22 protein-coding genes and 3 pseudogenes are annotated in these 24647 nt (G+C 41.9%); 3 read left to right on the forward strand and 22 right to left on the reverse strand.

Annotated features, from left to right (window positions below; genetic code table 11):
* Position 1 precedes the first annotated feature (1 nt).
* From rarD to ABD014_RS11415, 7 genes are all read right to left on the reverse strand, one after another.
* Positions 2-880, reverse strand: a complete 879-nt coding sequence (gene rarD / locus ABD014_RS11385; RefSeq protein WP_343861045.1) for an EamA family transporter RarD — start codon at positions 878-880, stop codon at positions 2-4.
* Positions 881-1666: 786 nt separating this feature from the next.
* Positions 1667-2938, reverse strand: a complete 1272-nt coding sequence (locus ABD014_RS11390) for a sensor histidine kinase (RefSeq protein WP_343861047.1) — start codon at positions 2936-2938, stop codon at positions 1667-1669.
* 19 nt (positions 2939-2957) lie between these two features.
* Positions 2958-4703 (reverse strand): DUF885 domain-containing protein, encoded by a 1746-nt coding sequence (locus ABD014_RS11395; RefSeq protein ID WP_343861049.1) that lies wholly within the window; start codon positions 4701-4703, stop codon positions 2958-2960.
* A 69-nt stretch (positions 4704-4772) separates the two neighbouring features.
* Positions 4773-5450: a response regulator transcription factor gene (locus tag ABD014_RS11400; protein WP_343861051.1), complete on the reverse strand. Its 678-nt coding sequence runs from the start codon at positions 5448-5450 to the stop codon at positions 4773-4775.
* 401 nt (positions 5451-5851) lie between these two features.
* Entirely contained in the window at positions 5852-6433 is a 582-nt protein-coding gene (locus ABD014_RS11405) for a hypothetical protein (RefSeq protein ID WP_343861053.1), read from the reverse strand.
* A gap of 107 nt (positions 6434-6540) precedes the next feature.
* Complete coding sequence (locus ABD014_RS11410; RefSeq protein ID WP_343861055.1) at positions 6541-7197, reverse strand: Type 1 glutamine amidotransferase-like domain-containing protein; 657 nt, start codon at positions 7195-7197, stop codon at positions 6541-6543.
* A 225-nt stretch (positions 7198-7422) separates the two neighbouring features.
* Entirely contained in the window at positions 7423-8508 is a 1086-nt protein-coding gene (locus ABD014_RS11415) for a GNAT family N-acetyltransferase (protein ID WP_343861057.1), read from the reverse strand.
* Positions 8509-8719: 211 nt separating this feature from the next.
* Here ABD014_RS11415 and ABD014_RS11420 point away from each other — a divergent pair, with 211 nt between their 5' ends.
* Positions 8720-9502, forward strand: a complete 783-nt coding sequence (locus ABD014_RS11420) for a DeoR/GlpR family DNA-binding transcription regulator (protein WP_343861060.1) — start codon at positions 8720-8722, stop codon at positions 9500-9502.
* A gap of 2 nt (positions 9503-9504) precedes the next feature.
* Entirely contained in the window at positions 9505-10650 is a 1146-nt protein-coding gene (gene nagA, locus ABD014_RS11425; protein ID WP_343862078.1) for an N-acetylglucosamine-6-phosphate deacetylase, read from the forward strand.
* A 933-nt stretch (positions 10651-11583) separates the two neighbouring features.
* On the opposite strand, the gene ABD014_RS11430 is transcribed toward nagA, so the two are convergent.
* From ABD014_RS11430 to ABD014_RS11475, 11 genes and pseudogenes are all read right to left on the reverse strand, one after another.
* Positions 11584-12930, reverse strand: coding sequence for a lytic polysaccharide monooxygenase (locus ABD014_RS11430; protein WP_379340574.1), 1347 nt, complete (start codon positions 12928-12930; stop codon positions 11584-11586).
* A 1039-nt stretch (positions 12931-13969) separates the two neighbouring features.
* The gene (locus ABD014_RS11435) at positions 13970-14080 is read right to left on the reverse strand and encodes a YjcZ family sporulation protein (RefSeq protein ID WP_343861064.1); all 111 of its coding nucleotides are present in this window, start codon (positions 14078-14080) and stop codon (positions 13970-13972) included.
* A gap of 88 nt (positions 14081-14168) precedes the next feature.
* A complete protein-coding gene (locus tag ABD014_RS11440) occupies positions 14169-14795 on the reverse strand; it encodes an undecaprenyl-diphosphatase (protein WP_343861066.1) in 627 nt (208 codons plus the stop codon).
* A gap of 197 nt (positions 14796-14992) precedes the next feature.
* Positions 14993-15220 (reverse strand): annotated as a pseudogene (locus ABD014_RS11445) (putative iron-sulfur cluster-binding metallochaperone); the annotation flags it as partial.
* 222 nt (positions 15221-15442) lie between these two features.
* Positions 15443-15688 carry a cysteine hydrolase family protein gene (locus ABD014_RS24860; protein ID WP_379340461.1) on the reverse strand — a complete coding sequence of 82 codons (246 nt, stop codon included), beginning with the start codon at positions 15686-15688 and terminating at the stop codon, positions 15443-15445.
* A 532-nt stretch (positions 15689-16220) separates the two neighbouring features.
* Positions 16221-16447 (reverse strand): annotated as a pseudogene (locus ABD014_RS11450) (response regulator); the annotation flags it as partial.
* 250 nt (positions 16448-16697) lie between these two features.
* Entirely contained in the window at positions 16698-18557 is a 1860-nt protein-coding gene (locus ABD014_RS11455; protein WP_343861068.1) for an ABC transporter ATP-binding protein, read from the reverse strand.
* Positions 18554-20314 (reverse strand): ABC transporter ATP-binding protein, encoded by a 1761-nt coding sequence (locus ABD014_RS11460; protein ID WP_343861070.1) that lies wholly within the window; start codon positions 20312-20314, stop codon positions 18554-18556. The genes ABD014_RS11455 and ABD014_RS11460 overlap by 4 nt, the downstream gene beginning before the upstream one ends.
* Positions 20315-20404: 90 nt before the next feature.
* Positions 20405-20860, reverse strand: coding sequence for a MarR family winged helix-turn-helix transcriptional regulator (locus ABD014_RS11465; protein WP_343861072.1), 456 nt, complete (start codon positions 20858-20860; stop codon positions 20405-20407).
* Positions 20861-20926: 66 nt separating this feature from the next.
* On the reverse strand, positions 20927-21994 hold the full coding sequence (locus ABD014_RS11470) for a HAMP domain-containing sensor histidine kinase (protein WP_343861073.1): 1068 nt from the start codon (positions 21992-21994) through the stop codon (positions 20927-20929).
* On the reverse strand, positions 21991-22665 hold the full coding sequence (locus tag ABD014_RS11475) for a response regulator transcription factor (protein ID WP_343861075.1): 675 nt from the start codon (positions 22663-22665) through the stop codon (positions 21991-21993). Before ABD014_RS11475 ends, ABD014_RS11470 begins: the two co-directional genes overlap by 4 nt.
* Positions 22666-22768: 103 nt before the next feature.
* Here ABD014_RS11475 and ABD014_RS24915 point away from each other — a divergent pair.
* Positions 22769-22858: pseudogene (locus ABD014_RS24915) on the forward strand (ABC transporter ATP-binding protein); the annotation flags it as partial.
* A gap of 137 nt (positions 22859-22995) precedes the next feature.
* Here ABD014_RS24915 and ABD014_RS11480 read toward each other — a convergent pair.
* From ABD014_RS11480 to ABD014_RS11495, 4 genes are all read right to left on the reverse strand, one after another.
* Positions 22996-23619 carry a nitrite reductase gene (locus ABD014_RS11480; RefSeq protein WP_343861077.1) on the reverse strand — a complete coding sequence of 208 codons (624 nt, stop codon included), beginning with the start codon at positions 23617-23619 and terminating at the stop codon, positions 22996-22998.
* A 157-nt stretch (positions 23620-23776) separates the two neighbouring features.
* Positions 23777-23977, reverse strand: coding sequence for a copper ion binding protein (locus ABD014_RS11485; protein WP_343861079.1), 201 nt, complete (start codon positions 23975-23977; stop codon positions 23777-23779).
* A gap of 179 nt (positions 23978-24156) precedes the next feature.
* A complete protein-coding gene (locus ABD014_RS11490; protein WP_343861081.1) occupies positions 24157-24399 on the reverse strand; it encodes a glutaredoxin family protein in 243 nt (80 codons plus the stop codon).
* A 17-nt stretch (positions 24400-24416) separates the two neighbouring features.
* Positions 24417-24620: a cation transporter gene (locus ABD014_RS11495; RefSeq protein WP_343861082.1), complete on the reverse strand. Its 204-nt coding sequence runs from the start codon at positions 24618-24620 to the stop codon at positions 24417-24419.
* Positions 24621-24647: the final 27 nt, after the last annotated feature.

The raw sequence follows: 24647 nt of genomic DNA on the forward strand, positions 1-24647 counted from the left end.
GTTAGCGCGCCTTCGCGAGTTTCGTGCCTCGAACCGATGCCGCAGCGTATACGATAAGCGCTGTCCAGATGAGCACGAAGCCGATGAGAAGAACCGGCGATACCGATTCCTTGAACACGAATACGCTCAGTAACAACATGATCGTTGGCCCGATGTATTGTACGAAGCCGAGCGTGGACAGCGCCATCCGGGCGGCCGCTCGCGCAAAGAAAAGCAGCGGTAGCGCTGTTACCACGCCGGAAAGAAGCAGTTCGACGAACGTGGACACAGGTAGCGTCCATGCCGTCGTCTTTCCCACTGCTGCCAGATAGATCCAGTAGCCGAGCGCAACGGGCAGGACTACAGCCGTCTCCGACAGCAAGCCTACAGAAGCGTCTTGTCCGATCTTCTTCTTCGCAAGGCCGTATAAGCCAAACGTCGCGGCCAGTGAAATTGAGATCCATGGAAACCGTCCGTAGTCGATGGCGATGATGAGCACCGCGGCGCCAGCGATGGCAATCGCGAGCCATTGGCCACGGCTCGGCTTCTCACGAAGGAAGACAACCGCAAGCAGCACGTTCAGCAACGGGTTCAAATAATAGCCGAGACTTGTCTCGACGACATGATCGTTGTTGACCGCCCAGATGAAGATGAGCCAATTAGCAGCGATCAGCAGTCCGCTAACGGTGAGCGACAGCAGGAGCGAGCGGCTGGTCGCAATCCGCTTCATGTCACCCCAGCGACGCTGGACGGCGACAAGAACACCCATGAAGACGAACGACCAGACAACCCGATGTGACAGAATCTCGCCTGCAGGCACATCGTTAAACAACTTCCAATAAAGCGGGAGAACTCCCCACATGATATACGCGATAATAGCATTGACCAAGCCATTATTCATAATCAATTTCCCTCTTCTCAGTCCGATGTCTTAATGGATTATACGCCGCGATCATCGTTAAAGTAAAGGGATTAATATTTTGACCCAAAATAATACTTAAGGTATTGTATCACTTATTATAGGAAGATCGGTATCTCGTGAATTTTGCTTATGTACGCCTCGTTATCGTCTCGTCGAGTTCTATGAGATAACCTTAGGTGCGCCCATAGAGACAGATCTAAAAAGACTCGATCTTGTTTTTGGAGATACAGCAATTGAAGCAGCAAAACCGTACTTAGTATGAAGTGGTTCCAGATTATTACATTTGTCACATGTAAGTCATTACAAACGTAAATACAAAGCGAATGAGCGTTAAGCTATGATGGATACAAGTAAAGAACTTAATAATCAATTTGAAATATCAACTTGAAATATCAACTTGCTGAATAACTTTTATTGGGGGGAATTTAAGGAGGGAGATTAATATGGAACATATTTGGCCTTGGGACGTTACTTGGGGGAGATAAGAAAGCAGCTTAAATAGAAAGTAGTTTAAATTTATGGAACGGTCAATAATTTATTGTTCTAATATTGTTATATAAAATTATTCCCCCAATAAGTTATTATAGAGCCGGAGATAACTCTCCGGCTTTATTTGAGCAGCTTTCAATGTATGAAGGATTTATCAACACTGCCGATGCATCGACTATTCGTTCGGAATTAATTCATATAAGGCACGAACATCACAACCGATGGAATCGGCAATCGATATGGCAATTTTGAGTGGTATCCTATCAACTCTATTATTTAACTAATCACCGGAAAACGAATCATAACGGTCGTACCACACCCTACCCCGCTGCTAATGTGGACAGAACCTTGATGTTGATCGACGATCCAACGCGCGATGGATAGCCCTAGACCCGCTCCATGATCCCCTCTATTTCTAGAGGAATCTCCCTTGTAGAAGCGATTAAATATGAGTGGCAATTCGTGTTCCGAAATACCCACTCCGTTATCCTTGACGGTTACGAGAACTGATTTCCCTTGCCTAAGACACTCAAGCTCGATTTGCCCATCCGCCTGCGTAAATTTAATGGCATTGTCCAACAAGATCATGAACAACTGTACGAGACGATCCTCATCTCCATTTATGAGCAATTCTGAGCCTTCAACATGAAGCTGTAAGTGCAATTGCTTGTAATCCATTATTGGCTCCATTTTTTTTGCAATCTCTTTAATGATCCCGTCAACTCGTACAGGCTTGCATGAGATGACTTCCTCATGTGAATCGCCTCTTGCCAGAAGAAGTAGCCCGTCTACCATGTTGCTCATTCTTTTAGTTTCTTTCAGAATGGCTGAAATTGGAGCGCTTTCTTCCTCGATCGTATGATCAGGATGGCGTAACAATATTTGTGTTTGCCCTCGGACGACCGAAAGCGGGCTCCTCAACTCGTGAGAGGCATCTGCAACGAATTGCTGCTGCTTGTCCCAAGCCTTCTGAATCGGAATGAGCGCCCGTCTAGCCAATGCGTAACCTGCGATAATAGATAATAACGCGCCGATACCGATTCCGATACTAATACTCCATAATAACCGATTCAAATAATACGCCTCAGTAGAAATTTCCGTAAATATCTGAACTGTTTTCAAAGGCGTGTTCGACAGCTTCTCGACTACTGGCAAATTGCCTTGATAGGGTCTGCTCACGAATCGGTAAGTTTTCTCACCTACGCGTATCGACTCGGGTCCCATGTGGTTTTGTTTTTCCAGAAGCATCGAACTCAAATCGATAAATTGCCATTTATATGTAAATCTTTGAAGCAAGGTATCGTTTGAATCCCAATAAAATACCATCATAAAACGTTCCGGTTCCTTCGAATCAATGTAAATAACTTGATCCCCGCTACTTAGAGTAATTTGTTGCATGTGGTCAATATTAAACACCAGCTGACGGTCAATGTCGGAATAGATCCGATAACGCGCCAGCCCGTATAACGCTCCCCCCAGTATGATGAGCAAGCAAAATACGACCGTGCTGTTCCATATCGTCATTCGTACTAGCGTGCGTTTAATCATATCGGGGTCTGCTCTCCTTTTATTTGGCGGATTTGATGTATTGATTCACTTGTTGCTCCAATATCGGAAATGGCATATTACCGTTTTGAAGAAGAACGGAATGAAATGCCTTGATATCGAAGCGATCCCCGAGTTCGCTTTCCGCCTGCTCTCGAAGGGATTGGAATTGCTCCGATCCGATCGCATAGTTTTCTTTACGTCCTGGATTAGCAATGACATCGTCGATGAAAGCATCGCTCCCCGTTCCGATGATACTCACCAGATACTCATTAGCTTGTTCTCTTGTCCACTTCAGCCCATGGATACCCGTATCTATCACTGTACCTATGAAAAGGTTCGCCAAACGGATTAGTACCGTGTTCCGATCAAGCAATCCTTTCTCTGCACATAGGCTTTCCATATAGACCGCCCATCCCTCTACGTATCCAGGCGTCATCGTTATTTTGCGGATTAATGGAATGGTTGGTTGATCATATTGAATCGAAAATTGAAAATGATGTCCTGGAATCCCCTCATGGAGTGCAAGCATTTTAACCATTTCCTCTGAGGTCGGGCTTTCAAGCGGAATGACAAATCTCCCGCTCCTATCACCATCTATAGATAAGGGGATATACATTCCACCTGCCGATGCGAGAAGAGCCGAATACGACCGCACGTCTACTGGATGGTCCGGGATAAGCTCCTCGTCAAACCAATCGGACAAATAGGGCGTGGCATCCGACAGACTGCTATTTAACGCTTGCAGCAATTCATCTCCGGTTAGGAATCTGGCTATAGATGTAGTCTGTGCTTGACCCGAAGCCCCGCTTCTCAGCTCCTTTACGATCTCTTCTACCTTGCGTTTAGCGATCTCGTGAATCTCCTGAGGGCTGAGGTCCGTACCCGTAGTAAGTTTGAGCCTTGCAGAATAATACTCGCTGCCTCCCGGCTGACTCCAGATTCCTTGGCTCACGGATGCTTGCTTCATAAGATCGTTCTCGATCACATCGGCAAGTTTGCCGTAAGAAGCCAGTACATGATCGGTTAGGGTTTGCGCTAGCTCTTTTTTTAGCTTCTTCTCTTCGGAGGGATCGAGTCTTAACTCGGTTAATTTTTCTGCATATAAACTATACAGAATCGTTTCTTCCGGTTTCGTATTCCGCAAAATGCTGTAACTCGTAAGCATTTCCTTCAGAAATTCAGATGCAGGGACAATACCTTTCTCCCGTCTGTCTTGAATTCTATCTATGACATGCGCAACTTTATCCGAAAACCCGTTCAGTGCAACGATATAATTCTTTGCATCAGCCTGGTTGCGAATCGGATAGTTGTTCGCGAAATACGGCGGAAAAATGGATAGGGAAAGGTAGTCATTCGTGTCCAGATCCCAATATTTATTTACTTGCTGCGTCGCGCTTAGGTTCCATTTGAGGATATCGTAGGTGAGTTTGTCTTTCGGGGAAAGCTTGGCAGCATCATAGTCATTCATTTTTTCAAGAAAACCATTTCTCTGTTCGTTTAATTGTTCGTAATCGGCATCCGACAGGTCCGTAAGCTTAGTGGGATCCCATCGGATTCCCTCCACATTTTTCACGCCCAAATAAAGCTGTTTCTCAGGGTCATCCTTAAGCGTAACAAACGCCATCTTCTGAATCAATGCGTCGAAACTCTCTGACTGATGTTGGGTCTGCCATAACAAACCTCCTACAATCAGCAAGACAAGTAATCCTGCTGCCAATAAAATAGTCAATCTGGTGTTCTTAAACATCTGTCTTACAAGGTTCATGCATTAACCTCCCCTCTATAGAGTATAAGAAGAATATATATGATGAACCTTTGATTTCCCTTTGAAAAACTAATCGTTTATTCTGAGTATGTAGCCCAAACCTCTTACAGTTTGGATATATTGATCGGCATGCCATGAAGACAACTTCTTCCGAAGATAATGGACATAGAGCTCCACGATGCCAATTCCCGCTTCCGAATCGAGTCCCCAAATTCGGTTATAGATTTGCTCCTTCGTTACGATCTGCTCTTTATTCATAAGTAGGTACTCAAGCAGCTCATATTCCTTTTCTGTTAAAGTCAGCTCTTCTCCTGTGACCGTTATTGCTCGATTTCTAACTTGAATAGTAATCGGGCCGTAGCTAATCTGCTCTTCTTGATTAACCCTGCCATAACGACGCAGCAGCACTTTAGCTCTGACGATCAACTCAGGAATCTCGAATGGCTTCACCACATAATCGTCCGCTCCTATCGTTAACCCCTTTACCCGGTCGTTCAATCCGTCTTTTGCGGTCAGACAAAGAATCGGGGTATCCACTCTTTGCTTCCTCAACTCTTGGATGAACGTAAATCCATCAACCTTAGGGAGCATAATATCCAAAATAATTAAATCGAACTCGCCATACAATGCGTGATGCAAGCCCTCTTCTCCGTTATGACACTCAGTAACCTTATGCCCTTCATCCCGCATAACTCTTGCAATTGTATACGATATCCCAATATCGTCCTCTACGATCAACAGTTTCATAAGTTCCTCCATGGATGAACAAATATGGGATATCGTAACATATTTTAATAGGTTTGTGAGTCGACTGCGAATAATTGAACTATCGTGTCCCGTTAGTTTAATGAAGAACTGACTTCAATCCTCGAAATGCTATGGGAGAATCCAATGAACCGAAGCGTGTGAATATGGTGTTATACGCTGTTTCACATACGCCGACTGGAATCATTGATCATTGGACCAGGGCCTAAAGAAAAGAGAGCTTTTTTATGGGGTGAGCAAGGGGATTGTCTCCGGAGAGGATAAAACTCTTGTTTACCTGGAGCCAAAGATTCGTGCTTAGAAAATGAGGAGTTGGGCCAAGGCTAGGCTCCTTTGCGATCCAGTCTTCCCACGCTATGAGATGGTCTTCAATGATTAACTATTTACCTCATTAACTCTAAATAATTCATATTATAATCTTCTCCTGATAAATTCATCACTCCAGAAAATCCATATAATTCCCACTCTCCATTTTTGTTTAGAGTAAATATGTATTCTCTATTCCAATCCTTTAACTTCTCATCATCACCAACATATTCTTCCTTAATGCTTAAACTAGTATGATTAAAAAACTCATTCTCGTAGTAACTTTTAGAAATGACGGCATTTGTTATAGTTATTCCTTTATGAAAGACTGTTGGGTATAATGTGTTCTGGTTTACATACATATCTGACTCGGGATCGGCATCCATATTGTGAATAAATAACATAGATAGAATATCCTCAGCATGGACTCCAAACTCTTTGGTGAAAGACTCCTCTAGTTCCTTATACTCCAGTTTTGACACCTTTTCTCTCAACGCTAATTCAATTATCATTTTTTCTTTCTTCTCAACCATTTCAGTTGCAGTAATTATGTCGTAATCAATTGTTTCTTCTTTTATTGGCTTTATTTGTTCGGATGATTGACAAGCCGATAACAACAAAATTACCATAATAAGTAGAAATAAGGAGGATCTCCTCATAATTAGCTACTCTCCCCTATAAATATACCTTTTTTAAATGTATTTAAACCGTAATTAGTCTTCCTTCTCTTTGTTATTCAGTTAAGCCACATAGCCATTCGCCACAACTAGAGCGTCTCATCCAATTTCTGAATCTTTGAATGAGAAATTAAATATACATTGCCTATAATGTCGATTTTGTCTCCCTTTACACGTACAGCACAATCTTTGTTCGACGCATAAATGTTCATTTCTTCCGATAAGGAAGCCAGTTCATCTTGAAGCAACGCCATGTTATTTTCAAGATCAAAATGAGATAGGACAGAAAAATCGTCAAGGCCAATTCCGTTATAAACAGAGCTTATTTCAACTTCGTAGCCAAAGTTTTTCGAGCATAACCACTTAGCGGACATGTTGATTGCTCCAGCGCTTGCTCCTATCACAACGGCTCTGCTTTTTTTAATCAAATCCGACAATTCATATTCCAGTAAAAACTCATTCTGTTTAATAGTATTTCCACCCAACAAGAAAATGACTGAAGCATTTTGAATTAACCTTTGGGCATCTTCCTTCTGCACGCTATAGTTAATTAGATGATATTCTTCAAACATAACACCGGCCTGGTCAAGCCACGAGCGTTCAGTAGCACCATTATCTTCATATGTAGATGGATTCGAGCTAATCATAGTAAGCGATTTTCTATCAGTTATATCCTCCTGTAACACCCTGCCCAGACTCTCTGGAAAAAAATTGTTAAACCAACCTAAATAATAGTGAGTTTTCATAAGTACCCCCGTAGCAAAGTGTAAATAACATTAATTTCCTGCGTTAATCATTCTGTTTTCTTGTCACCAACATAGTACTCTCAATATGCCCCGTTTACGGTGCCAAATGTAATAGATTCTGACACAATTATATCAATTTTTTTGTTTTGAACATCGCTTTAAATAGATACAGGGAAGTTTTTAATCAATCCCCCACCCAAACGGAGGGGGATTTGGTTTTACGAGTTAACGTCGTATGAGGAACGATTTCAATCGTGGCTTATTGAATTGAATGAAGGAATAGGCCCGAAGCAGCTTGGTTCGACGTGCTCGGTTAATGAACCGGATATGATAGTTGATTTTTATGCGATCTGCCCAGTAAAATTTGTAATCCTGCTGACCGCTTAGAAAATCGATTTCTCGCAAGCAGCTACTGGTATTCATGAGATGACGAATCACCCGATTGGTCAATACTAACCCAACTCCATATTCCGCGTAATGCTTAGGTGATGCGATTATGTACATATATGCTTTGTCTCCATAGATCATAGTGAGCCAAGCTGCAGCGGTAGGGCCATTTATTTCAAGATAAGAGAGGTGTGTGCGTTCTTGGTTGTGGAGTTGCAACAAGACTTCTTTAAAGAAAGCTTCATTATTAGGTTGGTTAAACAAACTATCCTGCCAACGTTGTTTATGTAATTCGGTAAAGTTGCCCCATTTTTGCAGATCAAAGGGCTCAAAGATTTTAATTGTTACATCATGATCCCGTAATAATTTCCGCTCTTTGCGTTCAATTGCTTTAATCCTGCTCTTATCGGCTTTCGTATCGTTATATTCCTTTAAATCAATATATGGGGCAACAGATAATTTTCTTTCGAACAAATCAAATGATTCACCGAAAAAATGCTTAACCAGCTCTGTTTGCGGATTACTGGATTGCAGATTATACAAGTCGATCCAATCCCATTCATCTTGATGCTGCAGGAGTACTTGGATGATTTGGTTGAGTACTTTCACGCCATGACAGTCTTTATGGATGTAAATACGATTTACATCTCCTACATCGGAAACAATAAACTGTAGTGTACTTATTCTGCGCCATATGATTTTCTGGCTCACTTTACATAAAGGAGCTATGGCTACGCATGTATCTTGATCGGTAACGACGATAATAAAGAGTTCTTTCGAAGGACTCATCAAGTGATGAATATACGATTCCATCCATTCCCATGATGCGAAGATTTCAGGATTCTCTATATGACGCATGAAATCCCGCCATTGTTGTTCTAAGCTGGATAATTCCTCCACCGTTCGAATAATTGACGTCTGCATGATACAACCACCCTTTCAGCGTAGACCTATTCCATTTCATATACGAAATACACCCCTTAGATTCCTTCTGACTTCCACTATTCGACAAAGGTTCTAAAAATCTGCCAGAAAACAAAAGGTTATTACTTATAAATGCTTATTGATATTCATTATTTACTTATATATACTTATGTTATGAATCCGAAATGCGAAACTAAGGAGGGCATCCAGTATGTTTCAAGAAGAAAGATTATTGAATATTCTTGATTACTTAAAACAACATCAATCGATGAGCGTTGGGGAAATTTGCTCGATCTTTCATGTGTCCAGAGATACGGCGCGAAGAGATATTGTCAAATTGGTTCAAGAAGGTGTCGTTATTCGGACGCATGGAGGGGTAGCTCTTCCAGAACTTCAGAAGGAGCTCTCTTCCTATCAAAATCGTCTCGTTGAGGAATCTACCAGCAAGAACAATATTGGTAAACTTGGAGCCAAGCTGATTCGCGATCATGAGACGGTATTCTTGGATGTATCGACTACGGTTCAATTTGTCGCGGAACATATTCAGGCGAACCAGATTACTGCTGTTACACATTCGATTGATAATGTAGGCATTCTCTCCAAACGAGATGATTTGAGCATTTATGTGCTTGGGGGCTATCTGCATACCCAGAACCGCCTATTATATGGTCCTTCCGTTATCGATAAGATTAGTGAAATTCGAGCTGATAAGGCGTATATTGGGGCAACGTCTGTTCAGGCAGACGGACTCTATTATCCCTATGAAGAAGATGTTCGAGTGAAGAAGGAAATGGCCAAGCAGTCGGATCAAGTGATCCTTGTTGTGGATCATACGAAATTCGCATCAAAATCAAGATTTAAGTTGGATTTTGATTACGTGGATATTATCGTGACAGATCAGTCCATTTCCAGCGAGATGAGAGAAGTATTAGATCAGAAAAATATCACACTGATTGAATGTACAACAAATAATCCTCAGGACGGAGCTGAGTAATGATGAACAATAAAATTATTCAACATGTTAACGTATTGCTTCCACATCAAATACTACCTTCTACTTCAGTCTGGGTCACAGACGGGAAGATCGAGCGAATTGAGGCGCAAGAAGTCCCGCAATTCGACGAGAGGTACGAACGGATAGATGGTAATGGGATGTGGCTCATCCCTGGGATGATAGATGTTCATATTCACGGAGCCAATGGTTACGATATGATGGATGGAACGGAGGCAAGTATTCAAGAGGTATCCCATATATGTGCTGCAACCGGATGTACGTCGTTCTTAGCGACATCCGTAAGTTCGACTATGTATGATCTGCTGAATATGATTCGCAGCGTGAAATCGGTGATTGGTCGTGAGCGAGGGGCGAAGATCGCCGGCATTCATTTGGAAGGACCCTATTTGAATCCGAAGCGTAAAGGAATGCAGAATGAGAAGTATCTTCGTCATCCTGATCTCGATGAAATGAAGCTTATTTTCCAGGAAGCCGGTTCGCTCATTAAAATGGTGACGGTTGCTCCGGAATTACCGGGAGGATTAGAGCTGATTTCCTACTTGAAGGATCAAGGGGTTGTCATTGCCGTTGCGCACTCTGATGCCACTTATGAGGAAGCGAAGGAAGCATTTGGAGCAGGCGCAAGTCATGTGACACATTGCTTTAACGGAATGAGACCGATTCATCATCGAGACCCCGGATTGATCGTTGCCGCATTCGAGGAACCGCATGTAAGTCTGCAAGCGATTGTCGACCAAGTCCATCTTCATCCTGCAATCATCCGCCTGATGCATCGCATCAAAGGACCGGAAGGGATGGTGCTGATTACAGACGCGCTTCAAGCGATGGGATTGGGCGATGGAGAATACCTATTTGGCGGCCACAATGTCACTGTATCCGAGGGGATTGCAAGGTTATCGGACGGTACTTTGGCATCGAGCACGGTGACGATGAATGAAGCGTTGCGACTAACCGTAGAGAATGGAATATCCTTCACAGATGCTGTACAGATGGCTTCAACATCGCCTGCTCGTATTCTAGGTCTGTCAAACAAAGGGAAAATTGAAATCGGCTACGATGCGGATTTCGTCCTCCTCAATGAGAAGTATGAAGTACAATGGACGATGATTGAGGGGCAACTGGTCTAATTCATTTGATTATTCCTATTAACGCTGCCAATTCTCATCACAATACTACAACTGTAGAGAGTTGAGTCCATAATTGTGTAAAATAGCTGAAGATCAGATTATCGCTATTTTATCGACTATCCCGGGCGCACTGAAAAAAACAGGAATGAAACGATTGTTAACCGTTTCATTCCTGTTTACTATAACCAAAGGGAATCTTGCTCTTTTCCTCAAACAAAGCCTCATTTATGTATCGGCTTCTAATTGAAATTTGTTTAATGTTTCGGCCACAAGCGCTGGCATGAGGATGTGTGACGTACTGCCATCTGTTAGTGCTTATTGACTAAAATATACATATTGTTCCTTATTTTATACGACTTTAAATCATTTTTATGCTATAATATTTAGTCTGGGCTCTTGCCTGTTCGCTATCGAGCGATAAGGCAAACGAACAGTATTTATATTGGTGGAGGCGATGAAATGGCTGGGATAAGTATAGGAGCTCTTGTAGCGATTGGTGCTGCGCTTTACATAGTTTTGAAGAAAAAGAAGAAATGAAGGAAGAACTTTCGACTAAAAATACAGTTTTTAAAAATCCTTCCTTCACGTTTTTAAGTACCTTACTAAATTACCGAGCGATAGTGCTAGCCGCTTGTTTATTAACATCATCTTCTGTCTATCAGTAAGGTCAGGCCTAATCATCTTTGAAATACATTTCCTGGGCAAGCGCAAAAATCGATAAAAGAGCGATAAATGCTCAGTTTTTGTCTTTAATCTGAGACGGGAATTTGAAGCAATGATAATAATGATGAGGGATGATATAACCGTCCTTTTAAATCAAGAGAATTCCATCCTAATGATTCATAATGGAATCCATTGGATCGAATCGACCATGAAAAATAAGCCCGCCGCTCTTTGCAAGCGGTGGGCTTCCTGCTCTTCTAAAGCCTGTGTTTAAGGTTGTAGCTGCCAGAGCGCGGGCACGTTGCCTGGCTCCCAACCCGGCAAGGAGGTATGGGCCTGGATGCATTTGTATACCTTGCCGTTATAGGATACGAGCGCATTGACCGCATAAGCGGTATTTGGCTCCCATGACGTTGCACTCGGACCGTTAGGCGTTGACACCGTCACGGCATTGCTGTCACCAGATTCGTTGTTCGACGGGTCGTAAGCGCGGACCGTAAACGTATATTGCGAGTTCGGCGACAAACCGGTAACGACCTTCTCGGTTGCCGTTCCAGTGACGGTAGCGATCACCGTGTTGCCGTTGTAAATCCGGTAGCCAGCGATGCCGGAAGCATCTGTGGATGCATTCCACATCAAGGTGACAGACGTCGACGTCGGGGTGCCCATCACATGCAGGCCGGTCGGATTGGTTGGCGGCGTCACATCAACCGGAAGCTGCACAGTCGTAAACTGGACACTATTGCTGAGCGGCGACCGATTGCCGGAACCATCGAACGCCTTCACAGCTAGGTTATAAGTCGTGCCTGCCAATAGATTGGTGAGATTGGCGCTCGTCTGATTGGCAGGCACAGTTGCGATGACATTGACGCCGTTGTACACCTCATAACCCATGACGGCCTTGTTGTCCGTCGAGGCCCCCCAAGTTAGCGTGGCTGTCGTTGTGCCCACATTGCTGACGGACAAATTAGTCGGCGCCGTAGGTGCAATGTTGTCGCCAGGACCGAATTGGGCATCAATGACGATGTACCAGGCATTTTGGGTATCCGCAATATCCCACACGCCGAGGATGACATGGTAACCGTCTCTTTGCGGCACGTTGCAGGTATGGGTTAACGTGGCCGGCGGCTGCTGGCCATTTCCGTTAATCGTGCAGAACGGAGTCAGATCAAACTGGTCGCGGGTCAACGGTGCATTGGGATTCCAATCCGGCTTGGTGATGAAATAACGGTAGCTTGTCGTGGCATGACGAGCGGTAAAAATCCAAGTAAAGTTGTTGGTGCCGCTCGTCATGTTCACCTTGTTCCAGCGCGTAGCTGATTGCTGGTCAAGCTGAGCGAAGCTGGCAAGGCCGGCGCTGGCGATTTTGCCGTCAGGGGGTCCGGCAGCAGGAAAACCCTTCGGCCCCTCCAGGCTCTGAGGTTCATAAATGATCGGGCCGCAGTTGGTATTCAATCCGTTTTTACACTGGATCGCACGGCTGGCCGGATCATTAATATATCCGTGGGCTGATACGTTCTTCGAGAACGCGAACATACAAGAAAATACGAGCAGCAATCCGCTGCCAATCAGCATTAATCGAAGGATGAAACGGGAATCCAAACGGGTTTGAAACATCATCACATTACCTCCCATGAATTGGTTTGGTCATGATGTACCTTTCGTTTTTCGACACCATCCTTGCCGCGATCCTTTAGGCTCCCTCCTCTCTTGAATATGATCCTGCCAAATCTGTTCACATCCGTTAACGTGCGGGCATCCGCTCCTTTTTTAGCCTATTTATATAAACTCCTTAGAGCTTATATACTCGTACAAAGTCATGAAAAACAATATCTAATTACAATGGGAGAAGCATAAACAAGCGGTTGGAAATCTTCGTGGACATTCATAGCGCGCAGTTATGTTGGGATCAAAACCAGGTAAGTACCCTAGAGGTAAAACATGGAGGGGAATGGAATCATGTCTCAATATAGAGGAATCTATATAAATAGTTCCTAATGAGTTTCGTCACAGTGGAGTGTTACGGAGTGTGATGAAGCCAAGTGAAATTGATGTATGGGTCAGACAGAAACGAAAGATATATTACAATAATTAGATGTATATATTATTGAATAATAACCATTTCATGTCAAGTTTTATCATGAACTGGCACTCTCCTTTAAAGGATTTTCCCTCTAAACAATAAGACTTTAATAATACCATTTAATTTGTTATGCAGGTATCTAATCGGCTATGAAAACAAGTTCTTGTCCATTTCGGCTAACGATATAGCCACGATTCCCGCGACTCCTTAGAAACCTTTTTGCAATATCACAATGAATTAGAACCTAATTTAAAGTGTTTCCATTAGGCAAAATTGCTTCACTAATCCTGTGTTTTTCCCCATTATGTTGTCGACTCAATACCAAGAGTAAATATCAACTCCATTTGGTTGCCAACGCAAAAACACCTCCAAGGTTATTTCCATATCTTACAACATGGTTTGATTCTCTTGAAGGTGTTTTGATTTGTTCCACGTAATGGGGGCAGTCCCCAGATAAGGCCATTGGGCTTCTGTTATACCGATTCTTTCGGATTGTACAGCGGCGATGGGCAGATGGTGAATTACATATCGCCCCAACTATTAGAAAGTTGAAGCTGATATTAGATTAATCAATTAAAAAACAAAGGCTCTAGTAATGATAACAAGCAAAATGAACAGAACTAAAATCGCTGCTGTTGATGTAAATAATCCACCGCCACAGCTACCGCCAAATACTTCACCCATTATTCAGCATGAGCATAATAACTGCAATTACGAAAAAGGTTTCTGTACCCTACGCTTCTGAAAATTATTAATTAATTATTGAATAAATCTAAGAGTTTTTTGACTTGTTTCCCATTGTTTTTTTGAACAGAAGAAGAAGTTTGTTTTCATATTTCTCATAAATTTTTATGGTGGATTGAGTAACACTCAGTTTAGGGAATATAAAATATATTAAAGTTGCAGCAGCTAGGCTAATTAATATTCCTGTTAAAACATCTAAAGGATAATGAACCCCAACCCATATACGGGAGACTCCCACAAGAACAGCTAACAATACCCATAAAATTGACCAGCCTCTCTTAAAGAGCCAGAATGAAAAACAATATGAGAAGAATAAAATTGTATGATCACTTGGAAAAGAATTGTCTTTTTCTTTTTGTATCAGTTTATTAACGTCTGTCAATTCAACGAACGGTTGATAATTCGAGTGAAATACTCCTGAAACCTTTCCTATTGTAAAGGCACAAATGAAAGCGATTGATGCACAAAGAATCATAATTCTATTGTCCGTATCTCTTGTAAACCAAATAAAAAGAACACTCAGTGCAAGTAAAAAAACCATATATTCAGCAATAAAAATAAATGTGGGATTCAAAAAGGGATATTCTTTTCCTAAGTCATTAACAAACCTAAATAATGATATATTAACTTCTGAAATATCCAAACTAAACACCATCCAATCTCTTTTAGTACATCGTAAAAGAAAATTAGATGGTTCTACCATCGAATCAAATAACATTATCTAGATTGATATTACATTTTTGTAACATCGGTGTCACATCAGCTTTGTAGCGTATACATTTATTCATGGTTAGATTTATCTAGACTTATGCCGCAATATTCTCCCTACAAGAGTTTTGAGCTAATAAGAGATTAGATCTTGTCAAGGGTTCGAATGAATGCAGTGACATTGCCTAAACAACAGGCTCCTTGTGGGTTATTAACCTCACACCCACAACGATTAGCTTGAATTTGTTCTTGTATATGGTCAGTTGGAAGCTGATGTTCCCGAACAGCTTGTATTAAGCGTTCTCTTGTCCATCCAAAGCAATAGCAAACAGGTACATCCAATGAATCGTCTTTTTGGAATACAGAGACTTTGTCCAATCGAAAATCACCATCATAAGTGAAATCTGTTAATTCTCATAATGAGATGTCATCACTAGCTTTAATGACCTTGTAACAAAGAAGCTCTGGACTTGTTGTCCAGAGCTTCTTGACCAATTCTTTCGGATTTTGCTAACAGTGTACCTGAAAGTACGAATCGCTGTCTATATTATCATTACGCCTTGACGCCGCTTGCAGGGCCATCCGCACTGTGTACTAATCTAAAAGACAATCTCTTCCGTCTATTACAAGAATAACTTCATAGCCTTTACTAAAGGCTTGTCGACAAGTAGCATCTACGCAAATTTCCGATTGAATTCCTGTTATAGTGATTCGACTTATTTTCTTAGTTACTAATTGTTGTTCGAGATCTGTTTGCTGGAATGAATCAGGATGATTCTTTTCTATTATAGTTTCCTCATTTGAAAGATGGATCGATGGATGGATGGATGGATATTCCAACCAGGAGTTCCTTTTTGAATAAGAGAATCTACTTTCCCATTGTGTTTCGTAAAAAATATTGGTACCTGCTTAATATATGCCTGTTAAATGAGGATTTGAATGTTATTCAATAATTCATCACCTTTAAATAAGGGTTTCTTCTCCCAAAATGAGCCTTTTTGAACATCAATTATTAGTAATGCAGTAGTATTTTTTTATTCATAAACTTTCCTCCTTTCTGTCTAATGCACACTTGCTTGTGCTTCATACAGGTGTACTAATCAAATCAGCTATGAATACATGTTCTTGTCCTTTTCGGCTAACGAATCATAAAACCAAAAATATATTACAGATTACTTTTTCTAAAAGAAGTCTCAAATATTCTTAAAGTCGAAGAATCCAACACGCCCAGTATGAAAGTCAAATCGAAGCTTTCGGCTCTCGCTTCGGCCTGCTGCTGCCCTTCAAAAGCTCCAGCACCCGGTTCTTGCGAATAAACAGCAGCGTAAATAGCGATATCGCCATAAATAAAGCAATAAAGCAGCTCGCCGGACTCCAGCCTCTTCTCTTTCTGGTTTGAAGCGTATGCTCCGTAAGCTCTGCGCAAATGGCTGCGTATTTTGGCCATGACGACCTCATAGTGGAAGGGCTTGGTTATGTAATCATCCGCCCCGTTCTCCAGCGCCATCACCTGATCGCTTCGAATCCGTATTTGGACATGTACGAGTGCAGCAGGTTGGAGATTTTTGCATCATCCTCGACAATAAGTATTTTGTACATAAGTCCAGCTCCTTTTTCCGACTTGAAAGTGAAAACATACGATTCTACTATTAATCTTTCATTTAGCTTTAAATCGTTATTCGACAAAAATATGTTTATTCCCTGCCCTTTCTACTATTGATTGAGCGACTCATAATATATAACCTTAACCTTTTCATTACCAAAAAAACGCAGATAGAAACGCCCCATTTCAGCTACGTTTATTTGTTTGCTGAAATTGGTGTTCTACCTGCATTAATACTGAGGAAAACTATATAGCCTGTTGTACTTCAAACTGGCTGTTATAAAGATCTGCGTAGAATCCGCCCTTTTCTAGAAGTTCGACGTGATTGCCGCTTTCGATAATATCGCCATCCTTCATCACAAGAATCATATCAGCGTTGCGTATGGTCGAAAGTCTGTGTGCAATAACAAATGATGTTCTACCATCCATTAGCTTATCCATCGCTTCCTGCACTTTACGCTCCGTGCGTGTATCGACAGAGCTTGTCGCTTCATCTAAAATCAAAAGCGGTGCATTTTGGATCATGGCTCGCGCGATAGTAAGAAGCTGTTTTTGTCCTGCCGATAAACTTGCTTGATCATTCAATACGGTATTGTACCCATCGGGAAGCGTTCGTATAAAATGATGCAGTCCGACTGCCTTACATGCGGTAATGACTTCCTCATCCGTGACGCCTTGCTTGCTGTATTTGATGTTCTCATTGATCGTTCCCTCAAAAAGCCATGTGTCTTGCAATACCATGCAAAATTGTTCGTGTACGTTTTCTCTGGTGGTTTGATGCGTAGGTATACCGTCAAGCAATATCTCGCCGCCATCCAGCTCGTAGAAACGCATTAAAAGGTTAATCATCGTCGTTTTCCCTGCCCCTGTCGGGCCGACGATTGCGACTTTTTGCCCTGCTCTAACCATTGCTGAGAAGTCGTGGATTATCGTTTTATCCTTATCGTAGCCGAATTTAACGTGCTTAAATTCTACGTCGCCTTTGACATTAGTAAGTTTTTTTGCTTTTTCGCTTTCATCTGCCATTTCTTCTTCTTCGAAAAATTCAAAGACGCGCTCGCTTGCGGCAGCGGTTCTTAACATGGTTTGAGCTGCTTGAGCTAACTGCGCAAGCGGCTGCGTGAACAGGCGTATATAAATCATAAACGCAACGATTACACCAAAGGAAATAGTCCCGTTCATGGCAAGTACTGCTCCAACTACGCACACGGCTAGATAACCTAAGTTTCCAATAAAGCTCATAATAGGCATCATTAATCCTGATAGAAATTGAGACTTCCAGCCGCTGTCATAAAGAGTTTCATTAATTTCCTCGAATGTTTCTTTTGCCGCCTTGCTGCCGTTATAGGCTTTCACAACATTATGTCCCGAATAAACCTCTTCAATATGACCATTGATTTCACCAAGGCCTTCTTGTTGTGCTGTAAAATGTTTCTTTGACTTTGACATGATCACCATCATTAACACAAAACCGATAATGGTAGAACCGATTGCAGTCAATGCCAGAATCCAGTTGGTATAGAACATCATAATCAAAGAGCCAACAAACATGGTTATTGCGCTTACCATTGTACCGATGCTTTGATTTAACGTTTGTCCTATAGTATCAACGTCATTCGTCGCGCGGCTGAGTACGTCGCCATAGCTTGTTTTATCAAAGTATTTAAGCGGTAATTTGTTGATTTTATGAGAAATGCCGGACCGCATATTTTTAGATATTTTGGCTGTTACAGTTGCCATAATATAGTTTTGAGCAAAACTTAACAGCGCAGAGGTCGCGTAGAAGAATACGAGTAACATGGCAATATTCACTACGGCATCCATATCAATTGCACCTACGACAGGTTGCCCGTTGACCAGCGCGGGAAGCCCTTTGGTAATTTCATTGGTCATGTCCTTTAATTTATCAGGCCCTATGATTTGTAATACAGTACCGACAGCCGCGATGATGAGTGCAATCATAATGACGGGCATATAATTTTTACAATATTGAATCAATTTGCCCCATGTATTTTTGAAATCTTTTGGCTTTTCGGCTAGACCTTGCATACCGGGAGGTCCCCCCATTGGTCCTCTGGCGGATCTTCTACTTTCCTTCTCACTCATGATATCAATTCCTCCTCACTTAATTGCGACATAGCGATTTCTCTGTATACATCACAGTCACGGAGCAGCTCTTTGTGTGTTCCATGTCCCACCACTTTGCCTTCATCTAGTACAATGATTTGATCGGCGTCCATGATGGTTCCAATCCGCTGAGCTACAATCATACTTGTCACACCAGCCGTTTCCTTTTTCAGCACGCTGCGCAAAACACGATCTGTTTTATAGTCAAGCGCCGAAAACGAATCATCGAAGATATAAATTTCAGGTTTACGGCAGACTGCTCGAGCGATAGCGAGACGTTGTTTCTGACCACCCGATACATTTGTTCCGCCTTGTGCAATAAGCGCATTGTAACCATCGTCCATCTTTTCCACAAAGTCCGCGCCCTGTGCTATCTGTACGGCTCTTTTAACTTCATCTTCACTGTAACCGGCGCTGCCATTATCTCCATAGGCTACGTTGGAACTCACCGTTCCTTTGAACATGACCGCCTTTTGCGGCACATAGCCAATTTTATTATAAAGCGATTCCATGCTGTATTCTTTTACATTCACGCCGTCAAGCAGTACTTCGCCTTCAGTCACATCAAAAAAACGGGGTACAAGATTGATAAGGGTTGATTTTCCGCTTCCGGTAGAACCTATAAATGCGATCGTTTCACCTTGCTTTACTGTGAAACTGACATCATGTATAACATAATCAGCCGCGTCCGGGTATTTAAAACTAACATGATTGAATGTGACCTCGCCTTTTAATCCCTGCAAGCCCTCAGTAACATGACCGTCTTTTATAGTCGGCTTCGTATCCAGCACCTCATTGACACGTTTTGCGGAAACGCTGGCTCTCGGAAGCATAATGAATATCATGACTAGCATCAAGAAGGCCATAATGACTTGCATGGCGTAGGATGAGAATACAACCATATTGGAGAATAGCGTCAATCGGTCCGTTGCTTCAGCCGCATTGATTAGATATGCACCAATCCAATAAATAGCAAGACTGAGTCCGCTCATAATCATAGTTATAACCGGCAGCAATATCGACATGGCACGGTTAGTGAACAGATTGGTGTAGGTAAGTTCTTCATTAGCCTTTTCAAACTTTTGTTCCTGATAATCCTCGGCGTTATAAGCTCGAACTACGCGTAAGCCTGTAAGGTTTTCCCTAGCCACACGAGTTAAGTTGTCGGTGAGCATCTGCATTTTTCTGAATTTCGGCAGCACGAATACCATAATAAACGCAATCATGACCAGCAAGATCAAAACAGCTCCAGCCGTCGCAAGTGACCATTCAAATCCTTTTCCTGCAATCTTTGTAACAGCCCAGACCGCCATGATCGGCGCTTTAATGATAATTTGTAATCCCATTGTGACAAGCATCTGAATCTGCGTAATATCGTTGGTGGAACGGGTAATCAGACTCGAAGTAGAAAAGCGGTTTATTTCCTCCATTGAAAATGATTCGACCTTGTTAAACAGCAGACTACGAAGCCTTTGCGAGAAAGACGATGCAATCCGTGCTGCAAAAAAGCCGACCAGGATAGCGGACACAAGACTCCCAAGCGCACACAGGAGCATAAAACCTCCGGCTTTCCAGATTTCACTCATCTCGCTGCCTGGCGTTTGGACAAGCTGAGTAATTTCCGCCATATAATCCGGTAATTTCAAATCAAGCCATACTTGCGCGACAATGAATACAAGACTGATAACCGCTTGTATCCATTCCTTGGGCTTGAGATACTTAAAAATTCTTATCATGTGCAATCCTCCTGTTTGTTAATACTGCTAAAATTAAATAGTGTTAGCTTTAAGAAGAATAAAAACGGTTACGTTCGGGGTAACCGTTGTTTATTTCCAATCTGTATCCTTAGATAATTCCGCAAATTTACTTGTAATACGGACAAATTCTACTGCGTCATCTTCACCTAAAAGACTGAGCAAAGTGGCTGTGTCCTCCATAAGAAATTGATGGTGTTTTTCAGCCATATCTTTTCCAGCCTGAGTAAGCCCTATTATAATCCTTCTGCGGTCATTCAAGTCAATCTGACGGGTGATTAACCCTTTTTTCTCTAAACTGTTTAGGGTAGCGGCTATCCTTGCGGAACTAATGCCCATTATTTTGCTAATTTCACTAGGTACTATTTCACCTTTATGTTGGTAGACGGATTGAAGGACAAATAACTCACCCTGCATAGATTCGGTAATTCTTTTCTGCGGTCTTGACTTGTGAAACAAAAACATACTTTGAAGGTACTTTTCAGCTAGCTCCATGTAATTCATCATCTCACCATCTTTCTGCGCCAAATGCTAACACTGTTAATAATATATGGGTGTTAGGCATTGTGTCAAGAGGATGTATAAGGCAAGCGTTTATAACGGAAATACAACGGTAAATATGCTGCCTTTACCGGATTCACTTTGAACGCTAACGCCACCACCACAAAGTTCCACTATGCGTTTTACAAGTGGAAGTCCAAGCCCGTAGCCTATTTTGGAATGAGAAGTATCACCTTGATAAAATTTATCGAAAATATGAGCTTTAGTCTGATCGTCCATGCCAGATCCATCATCCCGAATAACAAACCGAATCTTGTCATTTTCATTGGCAAGGGTAATATCAATATAGCCACCTTGATTAGTAAATTTAATGGCGTTATCTAAAAGATTAAGCCATATCTGCTGTGTCAAATCTTCATTTCCGCTATAAATCACCTTATCTAAGTCCACATTTACGGTAATCTCTTTTGAAGACCATTTGGGCTCCATTAAAACGATTGACTTTCTAATTTGTTCATCCAGCCTGAACGGGGTTTTATCTACAACAATTCCAAGGTTCTCGTATTTTGACAGAGTAAGAACATTGGTGGACAGTGCAGCTAAACGCTCTGATTCCGTTATGATAATGTCAAGATACTCCCTTCGTTCTTCGTCTGAAAGATTATTTTCTTTGAGCAGTTTTGCAAAGCCACGTAAAGATACGATAGGAGTTTTAAATTCATGGGAGAAGTTGTTGACAAAATCGCTCCTCAGTGTTTCAATGCTCGAAAGTTCTTGGGTCATTTTATTAAAGCTCTGAGACAATTCTTCTAATTCTCCAATGCCTTTTAGATCTACCTTAACGCTAAAATCACCTCCAGCCACCTTATGTGTGGCATCAATTACCTTGCGGATAGGATTCAGCGCTTTTTTGCTGAGAAAGGCCGTAAGTGCAGTTCCAAGCAAAATGCAGAGACCAAAGAGTATAAATAACGGGATAATGTGATTTCCAGTGCTCCCTCTCGATTCTGGTGCAAAATGATCCGAAAGAGAAATAACTCCAATATGCTGCAATAGGACAACACTCCCTCCGATCAGCAGAAATGTTGACACCATAACACCGAACACAAACATCACCAATGTTATAGCAAGACTCAAGCGCTTCTTAAAAAATTCTTTCAAGTTTTTTTCACCGCCTTATAGCCAAGACCCCGAACTGTAACAATCTCAAACTCTGACCAATCCCGAAATCTGTCCCTCAAGCGGTTTATATGAACATTAAGTGTGTGGTCATCGGTTTCAGATTCCATTCCCCAAATCTCATCCATAAGTTGCAGACGGGTAAAAATCATATTCGGATAAGAAAGCAGCTTAAATAATAGATAAAACTCTTTTTGTGGCAGTGTAATAACCTCATCTTCACGGGATACGGTCAGCGCATCATAATCAAGTACGACCTTGTCGACTGTTAACTTGTGTTCACTAGCAATCTTTGCTCTGCGAAGAAGTGCCTTAATACGAAGTATCATCTCCTGCTCATCTACAGGTTTTGTCATATAATCATCCGTACCAACAAGAAAACCCTTCCTTTTGTCCTTTGGTTCCTGCTTAGCTGTAACCATCAAGATGGGCAGATTCTCCCATGAAAGCCGGAGTTGCCGTGTTAACTCATAACCGTCCATATTCGGCATCATTAAATCAAGTACTACTAAATCAAAGCGCTGCTGTTCCATTAAATGAAGTGCGATGATGCCGTCCTCCGCCCAGTATGTTTCAAAACCGTTCTGTTTTAAAACGGCGCACATTAACTTTCTAGTGTTAGTATCATCTTCTACGACTAATATTTTCAGCATATTCAATGCCTCCATTTACCCCTTATTATTGCCAATTTAAATTTTACCTTCAAAAAGTAAACTGAATATCAATTGCATCAATCGTGGCGATTTGGTAATAAATGGCTTGTCCACAAAAGAGTTCAAGAACAGTGACTGGGATACTTACCGTAACCGTTCTATTGGCTTTGTATTTCAAAGCTATAATCTAATCGGCTTTCCTGTAAATTTTCAGCTACCATGATTTGATTTATTTCCACTCTAATCAAACAGGCCATTTCCCTTTTAAAGAAATGACCTGATTCCGTATTCAGAAATCGCCAGAATTACACCCGTCGTTTAGAATATATTTTACGCAGTGATTTGTTTTAATTGTTCCATGGAAATCCGATTGACGAACTTACTGAATTTTTCTTTGCCTTTGGCGTGAGCCTTGTAATAATCAATGATTTTCAGCACCGTCGGAATCACTTGTTCTTCGGTTAGACCTGTTAAAAAAAGCTGAGCTAAAGATGCCTTTATGCCTTTGGAATCTCCGCCCACATAAATATCAAACTTGTCTTTCATTTTGACGACCCCGATATCTCTTAATAGCGGTTCACTTGTTCCAAGAGCGCAACCGGCATACCCAACCTTAAGCGGGGTCGGTGTTAAAATGCCTGCGATGGCAAGGTTCAACTTCTGTGCAATGCCCAGTCCCGCATCCTCTGGCCCCCTGCAGAAATTGCAGGCAATCAGGCTTTTGGTTGCAAAACCCGAGGGATTGACTTCGAGGCCAACGTTACGCAAATCTTGGATCACCGTATCTTGCGAATCAACAGAAACTTCAATGTACAGCTGTCGGAATGGTGTCATTTCAATCTGTTGATCTGGACCCATAAGCTTACTGATAACGAGGAGCTGCTTAGCAGTAAATAAGCTTCCTCCGACTTGAACCGGTGGGGACACAGCAATCACAACTTTGTCATTAGTCACCTTTTTCACCCCCCTCCCAGAATCGTATATTTTTCAGTTGTAAACCACAACATGAAGTCATCATGGCAAAGACGAAGATACCAAGAATTCTCTTGGTATCTTCATCTCATTTAGACAGGGACTCACAGACTTGTGGTTTTAACGCTCAGCCTATGTTTTAAGCAACGTCGTAACCTTGATCCTCAATCGCTTCCTTTATGGCGTCTAAGGTAAGTTTATTCTCGTCGAATTTAACATCAACCGAATTGGTAGCTAGATCCACTTTTCCTTCGGCTCCAACTTGTTTCAAAGCCCCTTCAATCGAATTTACACAATGCTGGCAGCTCATTCCGCTGACATTTAAAGTAATTGTTTTCACGGATCAACACTCCTTTATTTTTGTTGTAATCTTAGTATACCCCCCTATAGTATAATTTTCAAGTTATGATTTATATATGGATGGCATTCCAGGTGTGTCCTAAGACGCGGTAGAGCCTGGAAAAACATTTACGAGCAGGTTAGTGCCTATTCCATTTTTAACGCATTTTTACTTTTGACTTATTGAATTTTCAATAAGTCACTGATTTCCTTAAGATTCTCTGCGAAGCCGACAAACACCTGATCACCAATGACAATGGTCGGGACGATTTGTTTCCCTGTTAATTTTTTTACTTCGACAGCATAATCGGGGTTTTCATCACAATTGTAATCTTCATAAGATATATTGTGTTCCTTGAAGTAACGCTTGGCAAAGGTGCAATCACTACATGTTGGAATGGTATAGATTTTTACTGCCGTCATATCCTCATCCCCTTATTTTAGTCAATCACTGTATAACCTTTGCCTCGGATCACGTCCTTAATATCCGCCAGCTTTGTTTTAGATTCATCATATGTTACTTGTACAGTGCCTTGGTCAAAATGAACCTTACCCTCAACAACCATAGGATCAAGAGCACCTTCAATTTTTTGAATGCATGAACGGCAAGTCATACCTTGCACTTGAATGCTTGCTTCTTGCATGAGATCACCTCCTTTCAATCGATTGAT

Origin of the sequence: Paenibacillus motobuensis (assembly GCF_039521865.1) — a bacterium.
GTDB lineage: Bacteria > Bacillota > Bacilli > Paenibacillales > Paenibacillaceae > Fontibacillus > Fontibacillus motobuensis.

What these genes read in the sequence shown, in the direction of transcription:
- ABD014_RS11455 (WP_343861068.1), bottom strand. Translation starts at nt 18,557, where the DNA reads ATGAGTGAGAAGGAAAGTAGAAGATCCGCCAGAGGACCAATGGGGGGA.
- nagA (WP_343862078.1), top strand. Translation starts at nt 9,505, where the DNA reads ATGAACAATAAAATTATTCAACATGTTAACGTATTGCTTCCACATCAA.
- ABD014_RS11490 (WP_343861081.1), bottom strand. Translation starts at nt 24,399, where the DNA reads ATGACGGCAGTAAAAATCTATACCATTCCAACATGTAGTGATTGCACC.
- ABD014_RS11410 (WP_343861055.1), bottom strand. Translation starts at nt 7,197, where the DNA reads ATGAAAACTCACTATTATTTAGGTTGGTTTAACAATTTTTTTCCAGAG.
- ABD014_RS11460 (WP_343861070.1), bottom strand. Translation starts at nt 20,314, where the DNA reads ATGATAAGAATTTTTAAGTATCTCAAGCCCAAGGAATGGATACAAGCG.
- ABD014_RS11495 (WP_343861082.1), bottom strand. Translation starts at nt 24,620, where the DNA reads ATGCAAGAAGCAAGCATTCAAGTGCAAGGTATGACTTGCCGTTCATGC.
- ABD014_RS11475 (WP_343861075.1), bottom strand. Translation starts at nt 22,665, where the DNA reads ATGCTGAAAATATTAGTCGTAGAAGATGATACTAACACTAGAAAGTTA.
- ABD014_RS11420 (WP_343861060.1), top strand. Translation starts at nt 8,720, where the DNA reads ATGTTTCAAGAAGAAAGATTATTGAATATTCTTGATTACTTAAAACAA.
- ABD014_RS11435 (WP_343861064.1), bottom strand. Translation starts at nt 14,080, where the DNA reads ATGGGTGAAGTATTTGGCGGTAGCTGTGGCGGTGGATTATTTACATCA.
- ABD014_RS11395 (WP_343861049.1), bottom strand. Translation starts at nt 4,703, where the DNA reads ATGAACCTTGTAAGACAGATGTTTAAGAACACCAGATTGACTATTTTA.
- rarD (WP_343861045.1), bottom strand. Translation starts at nt 880, where the DNA reads ATGAATAATGGCTTGGTCAATGCTATTATCGCGTATATCATGTGGGGA.
- ABD014_RS11440 (WP_343861066.1), bottom strand. Translation starts at nt 14,795, where the DNA reads ATGGTGTTTAGTTTGGATATTTCAGAAGTTAATATATCATTATTTAGG.
- ABD014_RS11400 (WP_343861051.1), bottom strand. Translation starts at nt 5,450, where the DNA reads ATGAAACTGTTGATCGTAGAGGACGATATTGGGATATCGTATACAATT.
- ABD014_RS11390 (WP_343861047.1), bottom strand. Translation starts at nt 2,938, where the DNA reads ATGATTAAACGCACGCTAGTACGAATGACGATATGGAACAGCACGGTC.
- ABD014_RS11430 (WP_379340574.1), bottom strand. Translation starts at nt 12,930, where the DNA reads ATGTTTCAAACCCGTTTGGATTCCCGTTTCATCCTTCGATTAATGCTG.
- ABD014_RS11415 (WP_343861057.1), bottom strand. Translation starts at nt 8,508, where the DNA reads ATGCAGACGTCAATTATTCGAACGGTGGAGGAATTATCCAGCTTAGAA.
- ABD014_RS11405 (WP_343861053.1), bottom strand. Translation starts at nt 6,433, where the DNA reads ATGAGGAGATCCTCCTTATTTCTACTTATTATGGTAATTTTGTTGTTA.